The following is a 20,311-nucleotide window of genomic DNA, read 5'->3' as shown; positions in this document are numbered from 1 at the left end:
GTATCGTTAAACAATGCTGGTCGTGCCTCGCACCGGAGTCGCGCTCGGGGCGTTGAGCCTCGCCTGCTTCGCGTCCGTGACCTCGGAAAACCTGCCCGTGGCGCTGCTGCCGCAGCTCGCCGCCGGCCTGGGCGTCCCGGAGTCGGCCGTCGGCCTGCTCATGACCGGGTACGCCGTGGTCGTCGCGGTCTCGGTGGTGCCGCTGGTCGCGTGGACGGCCCACCGCGACCGCCGGACGACCGCGCTCGTCACGATCCTGCTGGTCGTGGGCTCGAACCTGCTGCTGGCCGTCGCGCCGGACTACGGCGTCGCGGTGGCCGCGCGGCTCGTCGCGGCGCTGGGCCACGGCGTGTTCTGGTCGGTCGTCGCGGCGATGGCGGCGCGGCTGCTCGGGCCCGGGCAGGGCGGCCGGGCGACGGCGGTGGTCTTCGCCGGGAACTCCCTGGCCTTCCTCTTCGGGCTCCCGCTCAGCTCCTGGCTCGGCACGACGCTCGGCTGGCGGCTCGCGGTCCTCGTCGTCGCGGGGGTCGCGGCGCTGGCGGCCCTGGGCATCCGCCTCACGGTCGGGCCGACCCCGCCGGAGTCGCCGGAGCGCGGTTCGATCCGGCGTGTGGTCGCCGACCGGTCGCTGTGGCCGGTGAACCTCGCGACCGTGGTCGTGGTGACCGGCCACTTCGCGGCGTTCACCTACATCACGGCGATCATCGCGGACTACGTCCACCTGACCGGCGCGGCGACGTCGGCGCTGCTGTTCGGCCACGGGCTGGTGGGGCTGGCCGGCCTGGTCCTGATCGGCCGCCACGTCGACGGACGGCCGCGGGCCACCGCGCTGGTGACCACCGGCGGCCTGGCCGCCTGCCTGCTCACGCTGCTCGTCGCCGGTCCGGGCGTGCTCGCCGGAGGCGCGGTGGTGCTCTGGGCGGCGCCGGCCGCGGGAATCGGCGTGGTGCTGCAGGCCGCGGTGCTGCGCGTGGCGAAGAGCCAGCCGGACCTCGCGTCGGCCGTTTACATCGTGGCGTTCCAGATCGGCATCGCGCTCGGCGCCGCGCTCGGCGGGTTCAGCCTCGACCACGGCGCGTTGCCGGCCGCGGTGGGGATCGCGGTGCTGTGCGGCCTGGGTGCGTCCCTCGTGGTGCGCCGGTCGAAGGCGTTCCGGGCCTAGGCGTCGCGCAGGCGGTGCAGCCGCAGCGCCAGCTGGATCTCCAGGGCCCGGTCCGGCGCCTGCCAGTCCTCCCCCAGCAGCGACGCCACCCGTTCCAGCCGCTGCACCACGGTGTTCACGTGGACGTGCAGGACGTCCTTCGTGCGCGCCAGCTGCGCACCACTCGCGAAGTACGCGCGCAGCGTCGCCACCAGCTCGGTGCCGCGCCGCTCGTCGTAGTCCAGGACCGGGCCGAGCGTCTGCCGGACGAACGCGCCGAGGTCCGCGTGCGCGCCCAGCAGCTGGCCGAGGAACCCCAGCCCCGCCATCGCCGCGCCCTCGCCGGTGCGGCCGAGCGCAAGCAGCGCCCGGACGCAGCGGGCCGCTTCGGCGTGGGCGTCCGCGATCGCCGACGGCCCGCTCGCCGGACCGGCCGCGCCCACCGTGACCGCACGGCCGGTCACCGAGCCGAGCTCGGCCGCGACGCGGCGGGCCAGCTCGTCCGGGTCGCCCGCGCCGAGCAGCACGACCTCCTCCGCGTGCACGCCGACCAGCGTCGCGTGCCGGGCGGCCGCGCTCGCCACGCGTCGCCGTGAACCGCCGTCGGCGTGCGCGACGAGCACCGCGTGCGGCGCGGACAGGTCGATACCCAGCCGGCGGCCACGGGCCAGCAGCGCGCGGGGGTTGCGCTCCGGCGCGGTGAGCAGGTCGGTCAGCAGCTCGCCGCGGACCTCGTCCTCGGCGCGCACCACCGACCGCCGGAGCATCAGCAGCAACGCCGTCACGACGCCGGCGCGTTCGAACAGCCGCCGGTCGGGATCGCTGAGCCCGGCGCGGCCGGCCAGCACCAGGCTGCCGAGCAGTTCGGGACCGGCCTGCACCGAACACACCCAGGTGTCCTTCGTGGACACCGCGCGGCCACTGGCGCGGGCCGCGGCGAGCGCGTCCGGGTCGAGCCGGGCCGTGGCGCCGGAGCTCGCCAGCAGCGTGCCGTCCGGGTCGTACACCGTGAGGTCGCCGTGCAGCACCCCCGCGACCGCCGCCGCGACGTCCGGCAGGTCCCCGCCGCGCAGCACGAGGTCGGTGAGCCGGTCGTGGGCGTCCTCGGCGCGTTCCATCGCCTCGTTCTGCGCGCGGATCGTCGCGTTGGCCTCGTTGAGCTCGGCGACGGCCCGGCGTGTCTGGTCCAGGAGGTTGGCGCTGTCCAAGGCGATCGCGGCGTGGTCGGCCAGCGACGACAGCAGCGCCACCTCGTCCGCGCTGAACTCCCGCGCCGAGCGGTCGGACGCGAAAAGCACCCCGAGCACCTTCGGCCCGATCGCCAGCGGCACCCCGAGGATCGCGGTCAGGCCTTCGTCCTTGACGCCGGAGTCGATGTGCCGGGTGTGCTTGAAGCGGTCGTCGGTGAAGTAGTCCGACGTCGAGTACGGCCGCGCGGTCTGCGCGACCAGCCCGCCGAGGCCCTCCCCCATGCCGAGCACGATCTGCTGGAACTCCGCCGACACCGACCCGTCGCTGACCCGCACGTAGGTCTTGTTCTCGGCCTCGTTGTTCAGCGACAGGTAGGAGACGTCGACGCCCAGCAGCGCCCGCGCCCGCCGCACGATCGAGCGCAGCACGGTGTCCGGATCGGACAGTGCGGCGAGCTCGCTCGCGGTGTCGAACAGCGCGCCCAGCTGGGCTTCACGCCGCCGGTGTTCGGCGAGCGTCTCGCGGATCCGCAGGGCCAGCTCACCGGCGCTGGCCAGCGCGGCCAAGTCGGCCGGGCCGAGCGCGCCCCCGGCCCGGGCGGCCACGACGACGTGCGCCAGCTGCTCGGTGCTCGCCCCGGAGGCGAGCAGGTCGAGCAGCCGGCGCAACGCGTCGCTGGGTGCGGTCACGGCGGTCATGCTAGGGCGAAACGGTCGCCGCTTCCGCCTGAACGTCGTCATCGTGCAGGGACTGACCTCGGGTTTCGCGGGCCGCGAGCAGCGCGACGACCGTGATCAGGCACATCGCGGCGACGTACAGCGACACCGGCACGGTGCTGCCCCACGCGGAGAACAGCGCCACGGCGATCAGCGGCGCGACGGCCCCGGCGGCGATCGAGGACAGCTGGCCGCCGACCGAGAGGCCCGTGTAGCGCACCCGGGTCGGGAACTGCTCGGCGAAGAACGCGGCCTGCGGGCCGTACATCGCGCCGTGCAGCACCAGCCCGACGATCGTGGCCAGCACGATCACCGCCGACGACTTCGTGTCCAGCAGCGCGAAGAACGCGAAGCCCCACAAGCCCATCCCGATCGCGCCGAACAGGTACACCGGACGCCGGCCGACGCGGTCGGACAGCGCGCCCCACAGCGGGATCGTCACGAAGTGCACGGCCGAGCCGATGAGCACCGCGCTCAGCCCGACACCCTTCGGCAGGTGCAGCCCGGTCGTGACGTACACGAGGATGAACGCCGTCAGCACGTAGTACGAGACGTTCTCCGCCATCCGCGCGCCGATCGTCACCAGCACCTGGCGCCAGCTGTCGCGGAAGACCTCGACGACCGGGACGTGCTTTTCGGCGCGCTCGTCGGCCTGCTGCTGGGCGGCCAGGAACACCGGCGACTCGGCGACGGCCAGCCGGATCCACAGCCCGATCAGCAGCAGCACACCCGAGAGCAGGAACGGCACCCGCCAGCCCCACGACAGGAAGGTGGCGTCGGACTGCGTCGCGGAGAGGATCGCCAGCACGGCGGTGGCCAGGAGGTTGCCGCCGGGTGCGCCGCACTGCGGCCAGGACGCCCAGAACCCGCGGCGGCGGTCGTCACCGTGCTCGGAGACGATCAGGACCGCGCCACCCCACTCCCCGCCGAGCGCGAAGCCCTGGACGAGCCGAAGCAGCGTGAGGAGCAGAGGAGCCGCGACGCCCGCACTCGCGTACGTCGGCAGCACGCCCATCAGGCAGGTCGAGCCGCCCATCAGCACCAGGCTGACGATCAGGAGCTTCTTGCGGCCGAGCCGGTCGCCGTAGTGGCCGAAGACGAGGCCGCCGACCGGCCGGGCGAGGAACCCGACGGCGTAGGTCAGGAACGCCAGCAGCGTGCCGGTGAGCGGGTTCGCCGTCGGGAAGAACAGCTTGTTGAACACCAGCGCGGCGGCCGAGGTGTAGAGGAAGAAGTCGTACCACTCGATGGTCGTGCCGATCAGGCTCGCGCCGACGATCTTGGCGATCGCCGGCCGCTGGGGTTGGCTCACTGCGGGCTCCACTTCCTTGTGGGGACGGGGTTTCAGGCGGCGGTCCAGCCGCCGTCGAGCGGCAGGGACGCCCCGGTGAGGTGGCCGGCGTGCGGCGAGCACAGCCACAGCACCAGTGCGGCGACGTCGGCCGGCTCGATGAGCTTCTTGATGGCGGCGCGCTTGAGGAGCACCTCGGCGACGACGTCCTCACGCGGGATGCCGTGCTCGGCCGCCTGGGCGTCGATCTGGTTGTCGACCAGCGGCGTGCGAACGTAGCCGGGGTTCACGCAGTTGCTGGTGACGCCGTGTTCCGCGCCTTCGAGGGCAGCGACCTTGGAGAGCCCTTCGAGGCCGTGCTTCGCGGCGACGTACGCGGCTTTGTAGGGGGACGCGCGCAGCCCGTGGACGCTCGACATGTTGACGATCCGCCCCCACCCACGCGTGTACATCGACGGCAGCGTGTGCCGGATGAGCAGGAAGGGGGCGGTGACCATCAGCGCCTGGATGCGCGTGAAGACGTCGGGCGGGAAGTCCTGCAGCGGCGCGACGTGCTGGATCCCGGCGTTGTTGACCAGGACGTCGACCTCGGCGGGCAGAGTGGTGACGGCGGCGGGGTCGGTGAGGTCGGCGACGTGCGCCCAGCCCCCGACCTCGGCCGCGGCGGCTTCGGCCCCTTCGCCGTCGACGTCGACGACGTGCACCTTGGCCCCGGCCGCCCCGAGCGCGCGGACGCAGGCCAGGCCGATACCGCCGGCCCCGCCGGTGACGAGGGCGGTGCGCCCGTCCAGATCGCTGGTCATGGACGGGAACGGTAAGCGTGACCCGCGTCGCGGGCCATGGGTGCGGGAGCTACAAGTTCGGAAGATCCAGTGGGGCGGGGGCACATAGGTCGGCGAGGAGGGCGTGCCACGATCGGGTGGAGATGAGGAGGGTGCCGCCCGAGCGGTCCTTGGTGTCCCGGATCTGCGACGGGGCTCCGAGCGCCACTTCCACGCACTTGTCTTCGGTCGCGCTGTAGCTGGACTTCCGCCAGGTCATGTCGTCCCTCCCAGGCCGGCGATCACCTCCCCGATGAACTCGCCGCTTTCTCGCTCATCCATCGCCAGCGCCACCATGGATTGCGCCGCAGCGCGGTAACCGGCCACCTGATCGTCATCGTAAAGGTAGGCACTCGCCTGGTGGAGTTCGACGAAAACGATCGCCGGGAGCGCCGGGAACTCGATCACCGCGAAGTTGTGGAAAACCACCTGCGGCTGGCATCGCTCCGGAACCACCTGCAGCCGAATGTTCTTCCGCCGCGCCATTTCCAGCAGGTGCGCGAGCTGTTCGGCCATCACCCGCGCATCGCCGACATCCCCTCGCACCGCGGCCTCGCCGATCAGCACGTGATAGTCGAGCGGATCGCGCCTCATCAGAACACCGCGCCGCGCCATCCTCGCGTGCACGATCCTCTCGATCCGCCCCGGCGGACCATCCCGGCCGCCCAGCAAGGCCCGCGTGTAGTCCGAAGTCTGCAGGAGTCCGGGGATCACCAGCGGTTCCCAGTCGACCATCGCGGTCGCCTCGCGCTCGTACTCCGCGAACGTGGAGGCACTCGGCGCCACGCCGGGCACCTGCTTCTCGAGCCAGCTCGGCTCCGCCGCGGTGCGCGCCAGCTCCAACAGCCTGGCGCGCTCCGCCGGCGCCACGACGAGCGCCCCCATCACCAGGGCCACCTGCTCGACCCTCGGCACCCTCTTCCCGTACTCCCAGTTGGAAACCTCCTGCGCGTGCACCCCGATCACCCGCGCCAGCTGCCGCACACCGACGTCCTTTTCCTCCCGGCACTTGCGCAGCCCGAAGCCGAGCGCTCTCGCCCGGGGTGTCGCGAAGGGTGTCGCCATGACCGCATTCTGTCACCGGGGTCCGACAGTTCCGTCCGCCGCACGGCCGCCCCTGTCGCGAATCCGCGACACTCACCGCTCCTTCAGCACCGCCAGGTAGTGGACGTTCGTCATGACACCCAAGACGTTGCCGAACGGGTCGACGACCGACGCCGTCACGAACCCGGGCCCGCGCTCGGTGATCGGCTCGTGGTCCTTCGCGCCCAGCTCGACGAGCCGCGCGAGCGTCGCCTCGAGGTCGTCGACGTGCCAGTAGACGATCTCGCCGCTCGCGCCGCCCATGTCCGGCACGTACTTGCGGTCGATCAGGCCGAGCTCGTGCTGGTAGTCGCCGATGCGGAACTCCGCGTACCCCGGGCGGTGGAAGTACGGCTCGATCCCCAGGAACTCGCTGTACCAGCTCTTCGCGGCCTCGTGGTCGTCGGCGAAGTACGAAACGGTGGCCATTCCTCGCAGCATTTCTGCTCCTTCTCTCTTGTCCTCGGTCATCATGCAAGGTGAAAGTGCGCACCATCTGAGCACTTTTCTTGCGACACTTCCCCCATGCGCGCCGACCGCCTCGTGGCCACCCTCCTGCTGATGCAGACCCGCGGGCGCGTCACCGCGGGCGAGCTGGCCGCGGAGCTCGAAGTCTCCGTCGCGACGGCCCGGCGTGACCTCGAAGCGCTCTCGGCCGCCGGGGTGCCCGTCTACCCGCAGGCGGGCCGCGGCGGAGGCTGGCAGCTCGTCGGGGGCGCTCGCACGGACCTTTCCGGCCTGAGCGCGCAGGAGGCGCAAGCCCTCTTCCTCCTGGCCGGCCCGGCCGCGGCCAGGGCGCCGGAGGTGAAGTCCGCGCTGCGCAAGCTGATGGGGGCGCTGCCGGGCACGTTCCGGGCGGACGCCGAGGCCGCGGCGGAGGCGGTCGTCGTCGACCAGGCGGGCTGGGGCGAGCGCCCGAAGGACCGGCCGCCGATGGTCGAGGCGCTGCGGGACGCCGTCATCGCGCGCCGCCGCGTCCTCCTCACCTACGCGGGCCGCGAGCGGTCGGAGCGGGTCGTCGACCCGTGGGGCCTGGTCGACAAGGACGACGTCTGGTACCTCGTCGCGGGCACGCCCCAAGGGAGGCGGACGTTCCGCGTCGACCGGATCATCGAGGCCGTCCCGACCGGCGAGCCCGCGGACCGGCCGTCGGACCTGGAGCTGGCCGAGGTCTGGGAGCAGGTCGTCGAGGAGGTGGAGAAGCGCCGTTCCCTCCTCACGGCGGACGTCGTCCTGGCCCGCCGCCACTTCCGCGTGCTGCGCGACCGGTTCGGCCGCCACTGCGAGCTGGTCACCGAGCTGCCCGGCGACCGCGTCCGCGCCCGGGTGGCCGCCCCGGCGCCCCTCATGATCGCCCAGGAGCTCGCCGGCTGGGGCGCACTGGTCGAGGTCGAGGGCCCGGAGTCCGTCCAGGCCGAACTGGCGCGGCTGGGCGCCGAACTGGTGGCCCGTTACGCCCGGTGCCCCGGCTAGCCGAGGCTCACCACGCTCGGCCGCTCCCCGGTTTCGAGGAACTCACGCAGCCCGCGACGCACAACCGTCATCGACACTTCTGCATCGGCAGGCACTTCGCTGTGGCTGCCCATGTAGAGGTAGTCGACAACCGAGCCGGAATCACCGTCGCCACGGGTCCAGCCACCTTCCGTCCGCGAGGTGTAGCCGATGAAGCCCTTGTCCTTGCCGAGGCCCACTTCCAGCGCGGGCGAGCGCTTCACCCCCGAGATCGCCACCTGGATCATCGGCGGCGCTTCGTGCCCGGCGGTCTCCTCGAGGATGCGGTCGATCAGCTCGTCCAGTTCGGCGGTGGTGTCAACGCGGATGACGACGCTGCCTTCGTCGTCCTTCGGCGCCTGGTCGTACCAGATGTCGAGCGCTACCACTGCTCGCCTCCCTCGAACGTCTCCTCATAACCGTCGGGACCGTACACGGTGACGCTGTAGCCCGGCGGCAACAGCACAGGCAGGAGAGAGTCACAGCCTATCGGCCCGACACACGGGCGGTTGTTCACCACCAGCTCGCCGTGTCTCTGATCGTCGTGGGTCATCTCCGCGGCGACCTTAGCCTCGACGTGCGTGGTGATCACCGGCTTACGCCCGGCAGGCACACCGGCCTGCTGAAGTAGTTCCCAAGCCTTCGCCGACCACCGATCGTCACCGCTGACGGCCGTCCGGACGCTTCCGTGCGAATCCAGCCAGCGGCCGTGCGTCTTCTTGCTCTCAGGGTTCGGTCTGGGCACCGCGGGAGGAAGCTCTGCCCGCAACGTCGCCACATCACCCGGGCTCAGCCTGCCGGACTTTCCCTGCTGTCGTGGCGGCACCGACGGCCGCCGAGCGTCAGCCGAAGGAGCCGGGCCGCCTTTGCCGATGGTGTCGAGATAGGTCTGGAGCTCGTTCGCCGCCGCCTGGAGCGTGCGCCGCACGCGACCCAGGTCTTCGAGCGCGCTCACGAGAAAGCCGGCAGCCCGCTCGATCTCCTGACCACGCGCGCCCACTGTGGCCCGGGCAAGTACCTCGCCCGCTTCCCGCAACGCCTGAGCGGCCTGGTCCAGGCTGCCGGCCGGTAGACCGCCGAGGGCCTCGTTCACTTCACGGGCGACGTCTTCGACCGACACGGGCGCCCCCGGCAAGATCACCAGGCTTCATCCGAACAGCCCGCGCCCTGGATGAGCAAGCCCCAGCGGTCATGATCAGCCGATTGCGAAAACAGCCGGAGTCGGTCCAAGCCGAACCGAAGCGGCCGATCGCCGGAACCATCAGCCCGTTTTGCCCGATAAATCCCTCGATACCGAGATGCCGAATAGAACCAAAATCCCCGGCCGCTCCCGGCACCCCACCCACCGGAACACCCGCTCCGCCCGCTTCGGACGGACTTGTTGACGAGCCGCCAGCCCGTCATACTCGGTGAACGGCGTTAATCCATCCTTAGTGGACAGTAGGAAGACCTACTACGAGTGTCCGTTACTCCCCGGTATCTCGCCGTTCGGAGTATCCCTGATCACCCGTTTGCTGCTAATGTGACGCCTCCGTGACCTGAACGTGTGTTCGGTGACACTTCGGTGAGGGCAGACGATGCGTGACGATGTGGTCGAGGCGAGTGCCGTGGTCGGGCACACGCCGGACGTGGTGTGGCAGATCGTCGGGTCGCCGGAGTGGTACTCGCGGTTCGTTCCGGAGATCAGCTGGTGCGAGGTCCAGGAGCCACCGGCGCGCGGGCGCGGGCCGAAGGGCCTCATCCGGATCGTCCCCGAGCGCGGGCCGAGGCTGGAGTCGCAGGTGCAGGCCGTCGTGTACCGGCCGGGCGAACACGTCGTGTGGTGCGGCGTCCCCGACGACGGCACCTGGGTCTCCCTCGAGCTGAGACCCCTGGCCGGCGGCAAGACCGAGCTGTTCGTCCGGATGATGCTGCCACCGTCGTACCTCGACCTGGTTTCGTCGGTGAAGAAGGACCTCCGCGCGCTGGCCCGGCGCCTCGACCTCCACCTGGCCGGCGAGTCCGGCCCCGGCGCCGACAACGACAGTTACAAGGCCACCAAGCTGCGCACGACGAGCGTCCTGCTGCGCGCCGGTGTGCTGAGCCCGGCCCGGCCGGATCGGCTGGCGCGCCAGCTCAACTCGCTCGCGCAGTGGGGCGCCACCGTCGCGGGCGGCTACCAGGCCGCCGCGGGCCGCGTCCCCGACGAGCCCGCCCTGCACGACGAGCGCAACCTCCGCACCTTCCGCCAGGTGCAGGAGCGCAGCGACCGGCTCGCCAACGCGCTGACCGACCTCGGGGTCGGCGAGCGCGACCGGATCGCGCTCATGTGCCGCAACCACGCCGCGATGGTCGAGTCCTTCGTCGCCGCGAGCAAGCTCGGCGCGGACGTCATCCTGCTGAACACCGGGCTCTCCGGGGCCTCGGTCAAGGACGTGCTGGCCGAGCACGAACCGGCCGCCGTGCTGGCCGACGACGAGTTCGCGCAGACCATCGCGAACGTGCCGGGCGACTTCGCGCGGGTCAGCACCTGGCCGGACGCCGAGACCGGCTACCCCACCGTCGACGAGCTGATCCACGCCGCGCCCGCCGACCCGCCGAAGCCGGTCGAGCGGCCGGGCCGGCTGGTCGTGCTCACCTCCGGCACCACCGGCACGCCCAAGGGCGCGCGCCGGCCGACCCCGAAGGGCCTGGGCGCGGCCGCGGCGATCCTCGACCGCATCCCGCTGCGCGCCGCCGACCGGATCCTCGTCGCGGCGCCGCTGTTCCACAGCTGGGGCCTCGCCGCGATGCAGATCGGCATGGCGCTGCGGGCGTCGCTCGCGCTGACCCGCAAGTTCGACGCCGAAGAGACGTTGCGGATGGTCGCCGAGCAGAAGTGCGACGCGCTGTTCGCCGTGCCGATCATGCTGCAGCGGATCATGGACCTGCCCGAGCGGATCCGCGCGCGGTACGACCTCTCGTCGCTGCGGATCGTCGCGAGCAGCGGCTCGGCGATGTCCGGGGCGTTCGTCACGCAGTTCATGGACACCTTCGGCGACGTCCTCTACAACTTCTACGGCTCCACCGAGGTTTCGTGGGCGAGCATCGCCGCCCCGGCCGACCTGCGCGCCGCGCCGACGACGGCCGGCCGGTGCCTGCTCGGCACGCGCATCGCGATCCTCGACGAAGACCGCATGCCGGTCCCGCCCGGCGGCGAGGGCCAGATCTTCGTCGGCAACGACATGCTGTTCGACGGCTACACGAACGGCACCGACCCGGCCCGCGCGGCGGACCTGATGGCCACCGGCGACGTCGGGTACCTCGACGCGGCGGGCCGCCTGTTCGTCACCGGCCGCGCCGACGAGATGATCGTTTCCGGCGGCGAGAACGTCTTCCCGCGCCCGGTCGAGGAGGCGCTGGTGGCCCTGCCCGGCGTCCACGACGCGGCGGTGGTCGGCGTGGCGGACGCGGAGTGGGGCCAGCGCCTGGCGGCGTACGTCGTCCCGCGGCGCGGCGCTTCGCTGCACGCGGAGGACATCCGCCAGTACATCCACCAGCGCCTGGCCCGTTTCGCGGTGCCGCGGGACGTGTATTTCGTGCCGGACCTGCCGCGCAACGCGACGGGCAAGATCCTGAAGAGGCTCCTGCACGACGACACCTGGCCGGCGACGTCCGAGTACTGATGCCCGAGCACACCCCGGACGGCCGGTACATCGTCGTCGACGGCCGTCGCTGGCGCGCGACGGACCCGGAGATCCCGGACGACGTCCGCGACCGGCTGCAAAAGCACCTGATGGCCGCGCGGCGCGTGCAGGACCGCGCGCGGACGCAGACGGCGAAGGTGGCTTTGGGCGAACGCGGGGAGCCGTGGTGGGAGCAGACTTCCGCGCAACGGCGTGAGCGGTGGGAAAGCGGCCTCGCCGAGCTGGATCAGCCGACCGGCTGACGCAGCACCGTCCTCAGCTTCGCCGCCTCCACCCGCCGCGGGTCGCCGAGGTACACCTCGTGGTGCAACCCGGTCGGCCGCACCCCTTGCGCCACAAGGAACTCGTCGTGCAGGCGGGCCAGCAGCGGACCCTCGTCGTCGTACGAACCCACGTGCAGCACCTGCGCGCACCGCCCCTCGTGCAGCTTCTCGAGCCGCACCGGGACCTCGATCTTCTTCTTGCGCCGCACCGTTTCCCGAGCCTCTTCGACCGCGTCTTCACCGATCCACGACGGCTGGCTGATCAGCATCGTCCACTGCCAGGAATCCTTGGCCCGCACGGTGAACGCCGCATAATCGTCGGCCCACCAAAGCCCCTCCAACGGACCCACGACGAAGTCCTCGCTACCGAGCTTGGCCGTCATCTTGATCGTGTACGCAACGCCATAAAGCGCTTCGACAGCCCGCGCGTAGCTCTCCGCGGTGTTCGGGTTGCCACGGCCGTCGACCGCCAGGAACTGCTGCTCAGGCACCTCCACCAGCGCCCAGTCGCGGTTCTTCGGCGCGTACAGCTCCTTCAGGTCCTTCTTGACGTCGTAAGGCATCAGGTCATCCCTTCCAGCCACTCGGCTTCCGCTTCGAGCTGGCCGATCGAGTAGTCGAAGATCGGGCGCACGAACGGCGGGACGTCGGCCGCGGCCGCGCGGCGGACCTCGGCCAGCCGCTCCCGGACCGCCTCGGCCCGGCGGGCGAGCGCCGCTGCGAGCCGGTCGGGCGGGACGGCGGGCGCGTTGGCCAGCCCGATCAGCACCGGCGGGTGGACCGGACGCAGCTCGGCGACGGCCGCCTCCGCCGCCCGCGCGCACGCTTCGCGGCCCGCGTCGGTGGCGGTGAACGTCTTCTTGGCCTTGGCGTGCGCGCGCTCGCCCGCGACCTCGGTGACCAGGCCGCGGTCGCGGAGCTTGCCGAGCACGTAGTAGATCGAGCTGAATCCCAGCGCGGTCCACTCGCGCAAGCCGCGCTCCGAGACGACTTCGTCCAGCTCGTACCCGTGCCTCGGCCGCTCGACCACGAGGCCGAGCACCGTCAGTTCCGCGTCCGTCAGCACGGCCGTACTCTAGCACTAGAATACTTCGGCTCCGGAAATTGTCGGTGGGTGATGGCATGCTTCAGCGAGTAACGGAACCGAGGGGGAACAGTGGGGGGACAGGTGGTGACGGCGGTGCCGTGGACCGCGGAGCGCGTGGCCGGCCTGGCGCCGGATCCCGCGTCGGAGAAGGCGGGCCGGGCGCTCGCCGCGCCGGCGAAGTGGTCGGGCGCGAGTGCGTCCGAAGACGCCGTGTGGGGTTTCTGCCGGGGCAGCGGCAAGAAGCCGTACCAGACGTGCGTCGAGCTCGCCGAGCCCGCGTTCCGGTGTTCCTGTCCCAGCCGCAAGTTCCCGTGCAAACACGCGCTGGGGTTGCTGATGCTCTGGGCGGCCGGCCGGCTCGACACCGGGGAGCCGCCGGAATGGGTGCACACGTGGCTCGCCGAGCGGGCCGATCGGGCTCGTCGCGCGGAGAAACGCGCGGAAGCAGCCGGTCCCAAGGACGAAGAAGCCGCCGCGCGCCGCGCTTCGGATCGAGCGGCGCGGGTCGAAGGCGGTGTCGCGGAGCTGAAGGTCTGGCTCACCGACCGGATCGGCGCCGGGTTCGCCGGGTTCGACCGCAGCGGCGGGGAAGAGCTGCGCACGGTCGCCGCCCGGATGGTCGACGCGCAGGCGTCCGGCCTGGCGGGCGGGCTGCGGCGGGCGGCCGGGATCGTCGGCCGCCACGACTGGCCGGAGGCGTTGCTGGGCGAGCTGTCCTTGCTGTACCTGCTGGCGGACGCGGCGAGCCGGCTGGACTCGCTGCCGCCTCCGCTGGCCGAGACGGTCCGCACGCGGCTCGGGTTTTCGGTGGAGACGGCGCGGGTGCTCGAGCAGGGCGAGCGGGTGGCCGACGACTGGCTGATCACCGGCGCGGCCGACGAGGAGAACGACCGGCTGCTCACCCGCCGCACCTGGCTGCGCGGCGGCCGCACGGGCCGGGACGCGCTGGTGCTGTCGTTCGCGCCGCCGGGCCGTCCGCTGGATTCTTCGTTGCCCCCGGGGCATTTCCTGACGGCGGAGCTGGCGTTCTACCCGGGCGCGGCGCCGCTGCGCGCGCTGGTGGTGGAGCGCGGGATCCCGTTGCCGGCGGCCGCCGCCGACGGCGGTTCGATCGAAGACGCCCTGTCGGCGTATGCGCGGGCGATGGCGGCGGACCCGTGGCTGGAGCGCTGGCCGGTCCTGCTCACCGGTGTCACCCCGGCCGAACACGCCGGCGGCTGGTGTCTGTCCGAAGAGGACGGTACCGCGCTGCCGCTGGTGCCGTACGCGTTCCCGTGGTCGCTGCTGGCGATGTCCGCCGGCTGCCCGGTGACGGTCGCGGGCGAGTGGAGCCTCGCGGGCCTGCGTCCCCTGACGTGCTGGACCGGCGACCGGGCGGTGCGACTGTGATGCCCCTGTACCTCAAGCCCCGGAAGGCGGTGAACCCGTGAAAGCCTGGGAAGACCTAGTCGGCACCGCGCTGCTCGGCACCCGCCGCCGGCCCCTCGACCCCGCCACGCAGCCGCCCGCCGTCCAGGCGCTCGCCGGTGACCGGGCCGAGCCCGCGGACCAGCTGCTCACCGCGGCGGCCGTGCTCACCACCTACCGGCGCGCCGGGAAACGGCCGCTGTCGAACGTCAAACCGCTGCCGGCCGCCGCGCCCGACGAGCGGGCCTTCGTGCCGCCGCTCGCGCGGGAGCGGCTCGCGCGGCTGCTGGCCGCCAGCCATCCCGACCTGCTGCTGGAATGGCTCGGCATCGTGGCGGGCACGGCGTACCGCGTCCCGCCGGAAACCTTGCCCCTGCTGGCCGAAGCGGCCCGGAGCAAGGCCGCCCTGCGCGGGCCGCTCGTCGCGGTCGCCGGGCCGCTCGGGGCGTGGCTCGGGCAGCGGAACCCGGACTGGGCCTTCCTGTCCGCGCCCGCCGAAGACACCGCGGACGTCTGGCAGTACGGCAGCCTCGCCCAGCGCCGCCGCTGGCTGGCCGCCCGGCTGGCCGAAGACCCGGACGCCGCCCGGGAAGCACTCGGCACGTCGTGGAAGACCGAACCCGCCGACGTCCGCTCCGACTTCCTCGGGGTGCTCGCCGGGCACGTCCGCCCCGGCGACGAAGCCTTCCTCGAAGCCGCGCTCACCGACCGCGCGGCCGCCGTCCGCGAACGGGCCGCCGAGCTGCTCGGCCGGCTGCCCGGCACGCGTTACGGGCAGCAGATGGCCGAACGGCTGCGGCCGCTGGTGCGCCGCCGGGGCCGCGTGCTGGAAGTGTCGCTGCCCCAAGGCGAACGCGGTGAGGGCACCGTCCGGCTGCGCACGCTGGTCGCGGCCGCTCCCCTGGGGTTCTGGACCGAGTTCGGGCCGCCCGCCGAGGTGGTGCGGATGACCGTCGAAGGCTGCCCGCCCGGCGTCCTGCGCGACTCCTGGGCCACCGCGGCCCTGCGCCAGCGCGACGAAACCTGGGCGCAGGCGCTGATCGGCGCCGACCCCGGCGGGCGCACCACCCCGCCGCTGCTCGGCGCGCTGAGCCCGGCGAGCCAGGCCAAGACCGTCGGGCACCTGGTGAGCCGGCTGCCCGTCGAGTCGTTCGCGCGGCTGGTGCACGAGCTGCCCCGGCCGTGGACGAAGGAGCTCGGCACCGCGCTGCTCGACTGGATCGCCCGCCAGGACGACCACCGTCTGGTTTCGCACGCCGCCGTCGTGATCGCCCGCGCGGTCCCGCGGACGTGCCTCGGCCACCCGCTGGCCACCACTCGCCTGACCATGGACGCCGGGCCGTGGCGCCGGGCGCTCACCGAAACGCTGAACTTCCGCCGCGAAATGTACGAGGAGCTCGCATGACCGCCGCCACCGTCCTCCGGCCGCACGCCGAACAGGACCACGCCGCCGAGCTGGCCGCGCTGGCCGCCGCCGACGACCGGACCCGGCCGCCCAGCTGGAACCTCTCCCCCTGGGCCGTCGTCCAGTACCTGCTCGGCGGCACCCTGCCGGACGGCACCGTGATCACCCCGAAGTACGTCGGCCCACGGCGGCTGATCGAGGTCGCCGTCGCGACCCTGGCCACCGACCGCGCGCTGCTGCTGCTCGGCGTGCCCGGCACGGCGAAGACGTGGGTATCGGAACACCTGTCCGCCGCGATCAGCGGGGATTCGACGCTGCTGGTGCAGGGCACCGCGGGCACGTCCGAGGAGTCGATCCGCTACGGCTGGAACTACGCCCGGCTGATCGCCGAGGGCCCGAGCGCCGCCGCGCTGGTCGAAAGCCCGGTGCTGCGCGCGATGCGGGACGGCAAGCTGGCCCGGCTCGAGGAGCTGACGCGCATCCCGGCCGACGTCCAGGACTCGCTGATCACCATTCTCTCGGAAAAGACGCTGCCGGTCCCGGAGCTGGGCACCGAGGTGCAGGCGCGGCCGGGCTTCAACCTGATCGCGACGGCGAACAACCGCGACAAGGGCGTCAACGAGCTGTCGAGCGCGCTGCGGCGGCGGTTCAACACCGTGGTGCTGCCGCTGCCGGACAGCGCCGACGCCGAGGTCGAGATCGTCAGCCGGCGGGTCGCCCAGCTGGGCGCGTCACTGCAGCTTCCCGCCGAGGCGGCCGAGCTGGCCGAGATCCGCCGGGTGGTCACCGTGTTCCGCGAGCTGCGCTCCGGGCGCACCGAAGACGGCCGCACGGCGGTGAAGTCGCCGTCCGGCACACTCTCGACGGCCGAAGCGATCAGTGTGCTCACCGGCGGCCTCGCGCTGGCGGCGCACTTCGGCGACGGTGTGCTGCGCCCGCACGACGTCGCGGCCGGCATCCACGGCGCGGTGGTCAAGGACCCGGTCGCCGACCGCGCGATCTGGATCGAATACCTCGAGACGGTCGTGCGCGAACGCGACGGCTGGGCCGACTTCTACCGGGCGGGCCAGGAGATTTCGTGACGACACACCTGCTCGGCATCCGCCACCACGGCCCGGGTTCGGCCCGCGCCGTGGCGACGCGGCTGGCCGAGCTCGAACCGGACGTCGTGCTGATCGAGGGACCACCCGAGGCCGACGCCCTGGTCGAGCTGACCGAAGACCCGGCGATGGCGCCGCCGGTCGCGCTGCTGGCGTACGCGACCGACGACGTCTCGCGGGCCGCGTTCTGGCCGTTCGCCGTCTTCAGCCCCGAGTGGCAGGCACTCGCCTACGCGCGGGAAGCCGGGATCCCGGTGCGGTTCTGCGACCTCCCGGCCGCCAACACCTTCGCCGCGGGGCCGGACGAGCACGCCGGGCCGCCGGTCGACCCGCTGGCGCTGCTGGCCTCGGCCGGCGGTTACGACGACCCGGAACGCTGGTGGGACGACGTCGTCGAGTCCCGGCGGGACAGCGAGAACCCGTTCGACGTGATCGCGGACGCGATGACCGCGGTCCGCGAGGGCGAAAAACCACCGCAGGGCAACGAAGCGCGCCGTGAGGCCTACATGCGTTCGGTGCTGCGCCGCACGCGCAAGGACGGCTTCGAGAACATCGCCGTCGTCTGCGGCGCGTGGCACGTGCCGGCGCTGGCCGACCCGCTGCCGCCCGCGTCGCACGACCAGGCCGTCCTCAAAGGACTGCCGAAGCGGAAGGTCGCGTGCACCTGGGTGCCGTGGACCCACGGCCGGCTCGCCACGACCAGCGGCTACGGCGCCGGGGTGCGGTCGCCGGGCTGGTACCACCACCTCTTCACCACGGCCGAGGACGTCACCGCGCGCTGGCTCGCCGGCGTCGCCGCGGTGTTACGCGAAGAAGACCTGCCGGTGTCGACCGCGCACGTGATCGAGGCGGTCCGGCTGGCCGAGACGCTCGGCACGCTGCGCGGGCGGTCGTCGGCCGGGCTCGCCGAGGTCACCGAAGCCACCCGCGCCGTGCTGTGCGGCGGGGACGAGGTGCAGGTCGAGCTGGTCACGCGGCGGCTCGTGGTCGGGGAACGGCTCGGCGAGGTGCCCGAGCGGGTGCCGCAGCCGCCGCTGGCCGCGGACCTGACCGCGACGGCGAAACGCCTGCGGCTCAAGAAGGACCCCGTCGTCAAGGAGCTCGACCTCGACCTGCGCACACCCGGCGGGCTCGACCGCTCGAAGCTGCTGCACCGGCTGCGGATCCTCGGCATCGAGTGGGGCAGCCGGGAGGCGTCGGCCCGGCGGAACCGCGGCACGTTCCGGGAGACCTGGGCGCTGAGCTGGGAGCCGTCGTTCGAGGTCGATCTGGTTGCGGCCGCCGTCCACGGCACGACCGTGCCTTCGGCCGCCACCGCGGCGGTCCGCGGCACCGTCGAAGGCGCCCCGCCGCTGGACGAGGTCACCACGGCCGTCGAGAACTGCCTGCTCGCCGACCTGCCGGAGGCGCTGCCCGACGCGCTGGCGGCGCTCGACGCGCGGGCCGCCGCGGACGCGGACGTCGCGCGGCTGATGGCCGCCCTGCCCGCGCTGTCCCGGGCGACCCGCTACGGCGACGTGCGCGGCACCGACACCGGCTCGCTGCGTGCGGTCGCCCACCGCATGCTCGACCGGATCTGCGCCGGGCTGCCACCGGCGGCCCACGGGATCGACGACGACGCCGCGGCCCGGCTGGCCAAGCTGGTCGACGGGGTGCACGACGCGACGTCGCTGCTGGGTGAAGAGGCGAAAGGCCGCTGGCTCGACGCGCTGGTGCGGCTGGCGGAACGGCCGTCACTGCCCCCGCTGCTGGCCGGCCGGCTCACCCGGATCCTGCACGACGCCGGGCTGCTCGACGCGCTCGACATCGAGCTGCGGCTGGGCCGGGCGCTCACGCCGGGTATCGCGCCGTCGGCGGGCGCGGCCTACGTCGAGGGGTTCTTCGACGGCGGCGCGCTGCTGCTGGTGCACGACGAAGGCCTGCTGCAGGTGATCGACGCCTGGCTCGCGGCGATCCCCGACGACGTCTTCACCGAGGTGCTTCCGTTGCTGCGCCGCACGTTCGGCGCGTTCAGCGGACCCGAGAAGCGGGCCATCGGCCGGCGCGCGGCCGGGCTGAAGGGCACTGCGCGGGTCGTGCCGGTGGCCGACGAACTGGACGAGGAGCGGGCCGAGCGCGTGCTGCCCGTGCTCGCGACACTGCTGGGGGTGGGGGTTTGAGCACGGACACCGATCGGGTGCGGCGCTGGCGGCTCGTGCTGGGCGGCGAAGGCGCGGGCCCGGGTTCGGGCCTGGCCGAGGCCCAGCTGTCCGAAGAGGACAGCGGGGTCGACGCGGTGCTGGCCGCCCTCTACGACAAGCCGGACGAGGAAGCCGCGGGCGGGCCGCGGAGCGCGAACCTGGGCGCGTCGGCGCCGCGGGTCGCGCGCTGGCTCGGCGACATCCGGCGGTACTTCCCCAGCACCGTCGTGCAGGTGATGCAGCGGGACGCGGTCGACCGGCTGGGGCTCACGCGGATGCTGCTGGAGAAGGAGCTGCTCTCGGCCGTGGAGCCGGACGTCCATCTGGTCGGCACCCTGCTCTCGCTGAACGGCGTGCTGCCCGAAGAGACGAAGGAGACCGCGCGCGAGGTCGTCCGCAAGGTCGTCCAGGAGCTCGAGGAACGGCTCGCCGAGCGCACCCGCTCGGCGATCACGGGCGCGCTGGACAAGGCGTCGCGCACGCACCGGCCGCGGCCGGGCGACGTCGACTGGGCGCGCACGATCCACGCGAACCTCAAGCACTACTCCCCCGAGCTGCACACGATCGTGCCCGAGCGGCTGATCGGGTTCGGCAGGCGCCGGCAGGCGGTCCAGCGTGACGTCATCCTCGCCGTCGACCAGTCGGGCTCGATGGCGGAGTCGGTGGTGTACTCCGGGCTGTTCGGCGCGGTGCTGGCCTCGATGCGGTCGTTGAAGACCAGCTTCGTGGCGTTCGACACCGAGATCGCGGACCTCACCGAGCACCTCGCCGACCCGGTCGACGTCCTGTTCGGCACCCAGCTGGGCGGCGGCACGGACATCAACCGGGCGATCGCCTACTGCCAGGGCCTGGTGGCGAAGCCCGAGCGCACGCTGCTGGTGCTGATCAGCGACCTCTACGAAGGCGGCGACGAAGACGAGCTCCTGCATCGGATCGGCGAACTGACCAGCGCGGGCGTCCAGGTGGTGACGCTGCTGGCCCTGTCCGACTCGGGCGCGCCGTCCTACGACCACGAGACGGCGGCGTCCCTGGCGGAGCTGGGCGTCCCGGCGTTCGCGTGCACCCCGGACCAGTTCCCGGAGCTGATGGCCGCCGCCGTCCGCGGCGACGACCTCCAGGGCTGGGTTGCCCGCGAGACCAGCTGAGTTGTGGATTAAAACCGACCCTCGGATGGTTCACACGGATGCGGGACGCACTCGGGGCCCGCACCGCCGACCAGGAAGGGACGGCTCGCCATGAAGGTCCGCAGTTCGCTTCGTTCGCTCGCCCGTCAGCCGGGCGCCCAGGTGATCCGCCGCGGCACGCGTGTGTTCGTGATCAACAAGGACAACCCGCGCGCCAAGGGCCGCCAGGGCTGACCCCTCGACGACGGCCGGGGGGGGGGGGGGGGGGGGGGGGGGGGGGGGGGGGGGGGGGGGGGGGGGGGGGGGGGGGAGGGGGGGGGGGGGGGGGATAGGGCACGAGGGGAGG

Annotated in this window: 20 protein-coding genes; 10 read left to right on the top strand and 10 right to left on the bottom strand. The window is 72.7% G+C overall.

The window, feature by feature from the left end:
• The first annotated feature begins 13 nt into the window (after positions 1-13).
• On the top strand, positions 14-1,162 hold the full coding sequence (locus ACZ61C_RS41975; RefSeq protein WP_465313527.1) for an MFS transporter: 1,149 nt from the start codon (positions 14-16) through the stop codon (positions 1,160-1,162).
• On the opposite strand, the gene ACZ61C_RS41970 is transcribed toward ACZ61C_RS41975, so the two are convergent.
• The 6 genes from ACZ61C_RS41970 to ACZ61C_RS41945 form a co-directional block, all read right to left on the bottom strand.
• A complete protein-coding gene (locus ACZ61C_RS41970) occupies positions 1,159-3,030 on the bottom strand; it encodes a helix-turn-helix domain-containing protein (protein WP_465313526.1) in 1,872 nt (623 codons plus the stop codon). The two genes, ACZ61C_RS41975 and ACZ61C_RS41970, sit on opposite strands and share 4 nt — an antisense overlap.
• A 1-nt stretch (position 3,031) precedes the next feature.
• Positions 3,032-4,360 (bottom strand): MFS transporter, encoded by a 1,329-nt coding sequence (locus ACZ61C_RS41965; protein WP_465313525.1) that lies wholly within the window; start codon positions 4,358-4,360, stop codon positions 3,032-3,034.
• Between the two features lie 32 nt (positions 4,361-4,392).
• The gene (locus ACZ61C_RS41960; RefSeq protein ID WP_465313524.1) at positions 4,393-5,142 is read right to left on the bottom strand and encodes a 3-hydroxybutyrate dehydrogenase; all 750 of its coding nucleotides are present in this window, start codon (positions 5,140-5,142) and stop codon (positions 4,393-4,395) included.
• A gap of 49 nt (positions 5,143-5,191) precedes the next feature.
• Positions 5,192-5,380: a DUF397 domain-containing protein gene (locus tag ACZ61C_RS41955; protein WP_465313523.1), complete on the bottom strand. Its 189-nt coding sequence runs from the start codon at positions 5,378-5,380 to the stop codon at positions 5,192-5,194.
• Positions 5,377-6,225 (bottom strand): helix-turn-helix domain-containing protein, encoded by an 849-nt coding sequence (locus tag ACZ61C_RS41950; RefSeq protein WP_465313522.1) that lies wholly within the window; start codon positions 6,223-6,225, stop codon positions 5,377-5,379. Before ACZ61C_RS41950 ends, ACZ61C_RS41955 begins: the two co-directional genes overlap by 4 nt.
• A 72-nt stretch (positions 6,226-6,297) precedes the next feature.
• Entirely contained in the window at positions 6,298-6,684 is a 387-nt protein-coding gene (locus ACZ61C_RS41945; RefSeq protein ID WP_465313521.1) for a VOC family protein, read from the bottom strand.
• A gap of 84 nt (positions 6,685-6,768) precedes the next feature.
• Here ACZ61C_RS41945 and ACZ61C_RS41940 point away from each other — a divergent pair, with 84 nt between their 5' ends.
• Positions 6,769-7,716, top strand: coding sequence for a helix-turn-helix transcriptional regulator (locus ACZ61C_RS41940; RefSeq protein WP_465313520.1), 948 nt, complete (start codon positions 6,769-6,771; stop codon positions 7,714-7,716).
• Here ACZ61C_RS41940 and ACZ61C_RS41935 read toward each other — a convergent pair.
• Both ACZ61C_RS41935 and ACZ61C_RS41930 read right to left on the bottom strand, forming a co-directional pair.
• The gene (locus ACZ61C_RS41935) at positions 7,713-8,123 is read right to left on the bottom strand and encodes an Imm1 family immunity protein (protein ID WP_465313519.1); all 411 of its coding nucleotides are present in this window, start codon (positions 8,121-8,123) and stop codon (positions 7,713-7,715) included. The genes ACZ61C_RS41940 and ACZ61C_RS41935 overlap by 4 nt on opposite strands.
• Positions 8,117-8,854 carry a DddA-like double-stranded DNA deaminase toxin gene (locus tag ACZ61C_RS41930; RefSeq protein ID WP_465313518.1) on the bottom strand — a complete coding sequence of 246 codons (738 nt, stop codon included), beginning with the start codon at positions 8,852-8,854 and terminating at the stop codon, positions 8,117-8,119. The genes ACZ61C_RS41935 and ACZ61C_RS41930 overlap by 7 nt, the downstream gene beginning before the upstream one ends.
• A 457-nt stretch (positions 8,855-9,311) precedes the next feature.
• Here ACZ61C_RS41930 and ACZ61C_RS41925 point away from each other — a divergent pair, with 457 nt between their 5' ends.
• Together ACZ61C_RS41925 and ACZ61C_RS41920 are read left to right on the top strand one after the other, a co-directional pair.
• Positions 9,312-11,378: an AMP-binding protein gene (locus ACZ61C_RS41925; RefSeq protein ID WP_465313517.1), complete on the top strand. Its 2,067-nt coding sequence runs from the start codon at positions 9,312-9,314 to the stop codon at positions 11,376-11,378.
• The gene (locus ACZ61C_RS41920; protein WP_465313516.1) at positions 11,378-11,641 is read left to right on the top strand and encodes a hypothetical protein; all 264 of its coding nucleotides are present in this window, start codon (positions 11,378-11,380) and stop codon (positions 11,639-11,641) included. The genes ACZ61C_RS41925 and ACZ61C_RS41920 overlap by 1 nt, the downstream gene beginning before the upstream one ends.
• Here the strand turns inward: ACZ61C_RS41920 and ACZ61C_RS41915 are convergent.
• Together ACZ61C_RS41915 and ACZ61C_RS41910 are read right to left on the bottom strand one after the other, a co-directional pair.
• Positions 11,626-12,225 carry a GyrI-like domain-containing protein gene (locus ACZ61C_RS41915; protein WP_465313515.1) on the bottom strand — a complete coding sequence of 200 codons (600 nt, stop codon included), beginning with the start codon at positions 12,223-12,225 and terminating at the stop codon, positions 11,626-11,628. The two genes, ACZ61C_RS41920 and ACZ61C_RS41915, sit on opposite strands and share 16 nt — an antisense overlap.
• Positions 12,225-12,728 (bottom strand): PadR family transcriptional regulator, encoded by a 504-nt coding sequence (locus ACZ61C_RS41910; RefSeq protein WP_465313514.1) that lies wholly within the window; start codon positions 12,726-12,728, stop codon positions 12,225-12,227. The genes ACZ61C_RS41915 and ACZ61C_RS41910 overlap by 1 nt, the downstream gene beginning before the upstream one ends.
• A gap of 90 nt (positions 12,729-12,818) precedes the next feature.
• Between ACZ61C_RS41910 and ACZ61C_RS41905 the strand changes: the two genes are divergently transcribed.
• From ACZ61C_RS41905 to ACZ61C_RS41880, 6 genes are all read left to right on the top strand, one after another.
• Entirely contained in the window at positions 12,819-14,138 is a 1,320-nt protein-coding gene (locus ACZ61C_RS41905) for an SWIM zinc finger family protein (RefSeq protein WP_465313513.1), read from the top strand.
• Positions 14,139-14,175: 37 nt separating this feature from the next.
• Positions 14,176-15,561 (top strand): DUF5691 domain-containing protein, encoded by a 1,386-nt coding sequence (locus ACZ61C_RS41900; RefSeq protein ID WP_465313512.1) that lies wholly within the window; start codon positions 14,176-14,178, stop codon positions 15,559-15,561.
• Positions 15,558-16,643 (top strand): ATP-binding protein, encoded by a 1,086-nt coding sequence (locus tag ACZ61C_RS41895; protein ID WP_465313511.1) that lies wholly within the window; start codon positions 15,558-15,560, stop codon positions 16,641-16,643. The genes ACZ61C_RS41900 and ACZ61C_RS41895 overlap by 4 nt, the downstream gene beginning before the upstream one ends.
• Positions 16,640-18,820, top strand: coding sequence for a DUF5682 family protein (locus ACZ61C_RS41890; protein WP_465313510.1), 2,181 nt, complete (start codon positions 16,640-16,642; stop codon positions 18,818-18,820). Before ACZ61C_RS41895 ends, ACZ61C_RS41890 begins: the two co-directional genes overlap by 4 nt.
• Positions 18,817-19,986: a VWA domain-containing protein gene (locus tag ACZ61C_RS41885; protein WP_465313509.1), complete on the top strand. Its 1,170-nt coding sequence runs from the start codon at positions 18,817-18,819 to the stop codon at positions 19,984-19,986. The genes ACZ61C_RS41890 and ACZ61C_RS41885 overlap by 4 nt, the downstream gene beginning before the upstream one ends.
• 90 nt (positions 19,987-20,076) lie before the next feature.
• Positions 20,077-20,199 carry a ribosomal protein bL36 gene (locus tag ACZ61C_RS41880; protein ID WP_247053887.1) on the top strand — a complete coding sequence of 41 codons (123 nt, stop codon included), beginning with the start codon at positions 20,077-20,079 and terminating at the stop codon, positions 20,197-20,199.
• Positions 20,200-20,311: the final 112 nt, after the last annotated feature.

The sequence above is a fragment of the Amycolatopsis sp. NPDC104587 genome (assembly GCF_055583645.1).
This window is presented reverse-complemented; position numbering and strand designations above follow the sequence as displayed.

Excerpts from the sequence above, each read along its gene's own strand:
- ACZ61C_RS41880 (WP_247053887.1), top strand. The coding sequence starts at position 20,077 with ATGAAGGTCCGCAGTTCGCTTCGTTCGCTCGCCCGTCAGCCGGGCGCC.
- ACZ61C_RS41895 (WP_465313511.1), top strand. The coding sequence starts at position 15,558 with ATGACCGCCGCCACCGTCCTCCGGCCGCACGCCGAACAGGACCACGCC.
- ACZ61C_RS41955 (WP_465313523.1), bottom strand. The coding sequence starts at position 5,380 with ATGACCTGGCGGAAGTCCAGCTACAGCGCGACCGAAGACAAGTGCGTG.
- ACZ61C_RS41950 (WP_465313522.1), bottom strand. The coding sequence starts at position 6,225 with ATGGCGACACCCTTCGCGACACCCCGGGCGAGAGCGCTCGGCTTCGGG.
- ACZ61C_RS41925 (WP_465313517.1), top strand. The coding sequence starts at position 9,312 with ATGCGTGACGATGTGGTCGAGGCGAGTGCCGTGGTCGGGCACACGCCG.
- ACZ61C_RS41945 (WP_465313521.1), bottom strand. The coding sequence starts at position 6,684 with ATGCTGCGAGGAATGGCCACCGTTTCGTACTTCGCCGACGACCACGAG.
- ACZ61C_RS41975 (WP_465313527.1), top strand. The coding sequence starts at position 14 with ATGCTGGTCGTGCCTCGCACCGGAGTCGCGCTCGGGGCGTTGAGCCTC.
- ACZ61C_RS41915 (WP_465313515.1), bottom strand. The coding sequence starts at position 12,225 with ATGCCTTACGACGTCAAGAAGGACCTGAAGGAGCTGTACGCGCCGAAG.
- ACZ61C_RS41920 (WP_465313516.1), top strand. The coding sequence starts at position 11,378 with ATGCCCGAGCACACCCCGGACGGCCGGTACATCGTCGTCGACGGCCGT.
- ACZ61C_RS41960 (WP_465313524.1), bottom strand. The coding sequence starts at position 5,142 with ATGACCAGCGATCTGGACGGGCGCACCGCCCTCGTCACCGGCGGGGCC.
- ACZ61C_RS41940 (WP_465313520.1), top strand. The coding sequence starts at position 6,769 with ATGCGCGCCGACCGCCTCGTGGCCACCCTCCTGCTGATGCAGACCCGC.
- ACZ61C_RS41970 (WP_465313526.1), bottom strand. The coding sequence starts at position 3,030 with ATGACCGCCGTGACCGCACCCAGCGACGCGTTGCGCCGGCTGCTCGAC.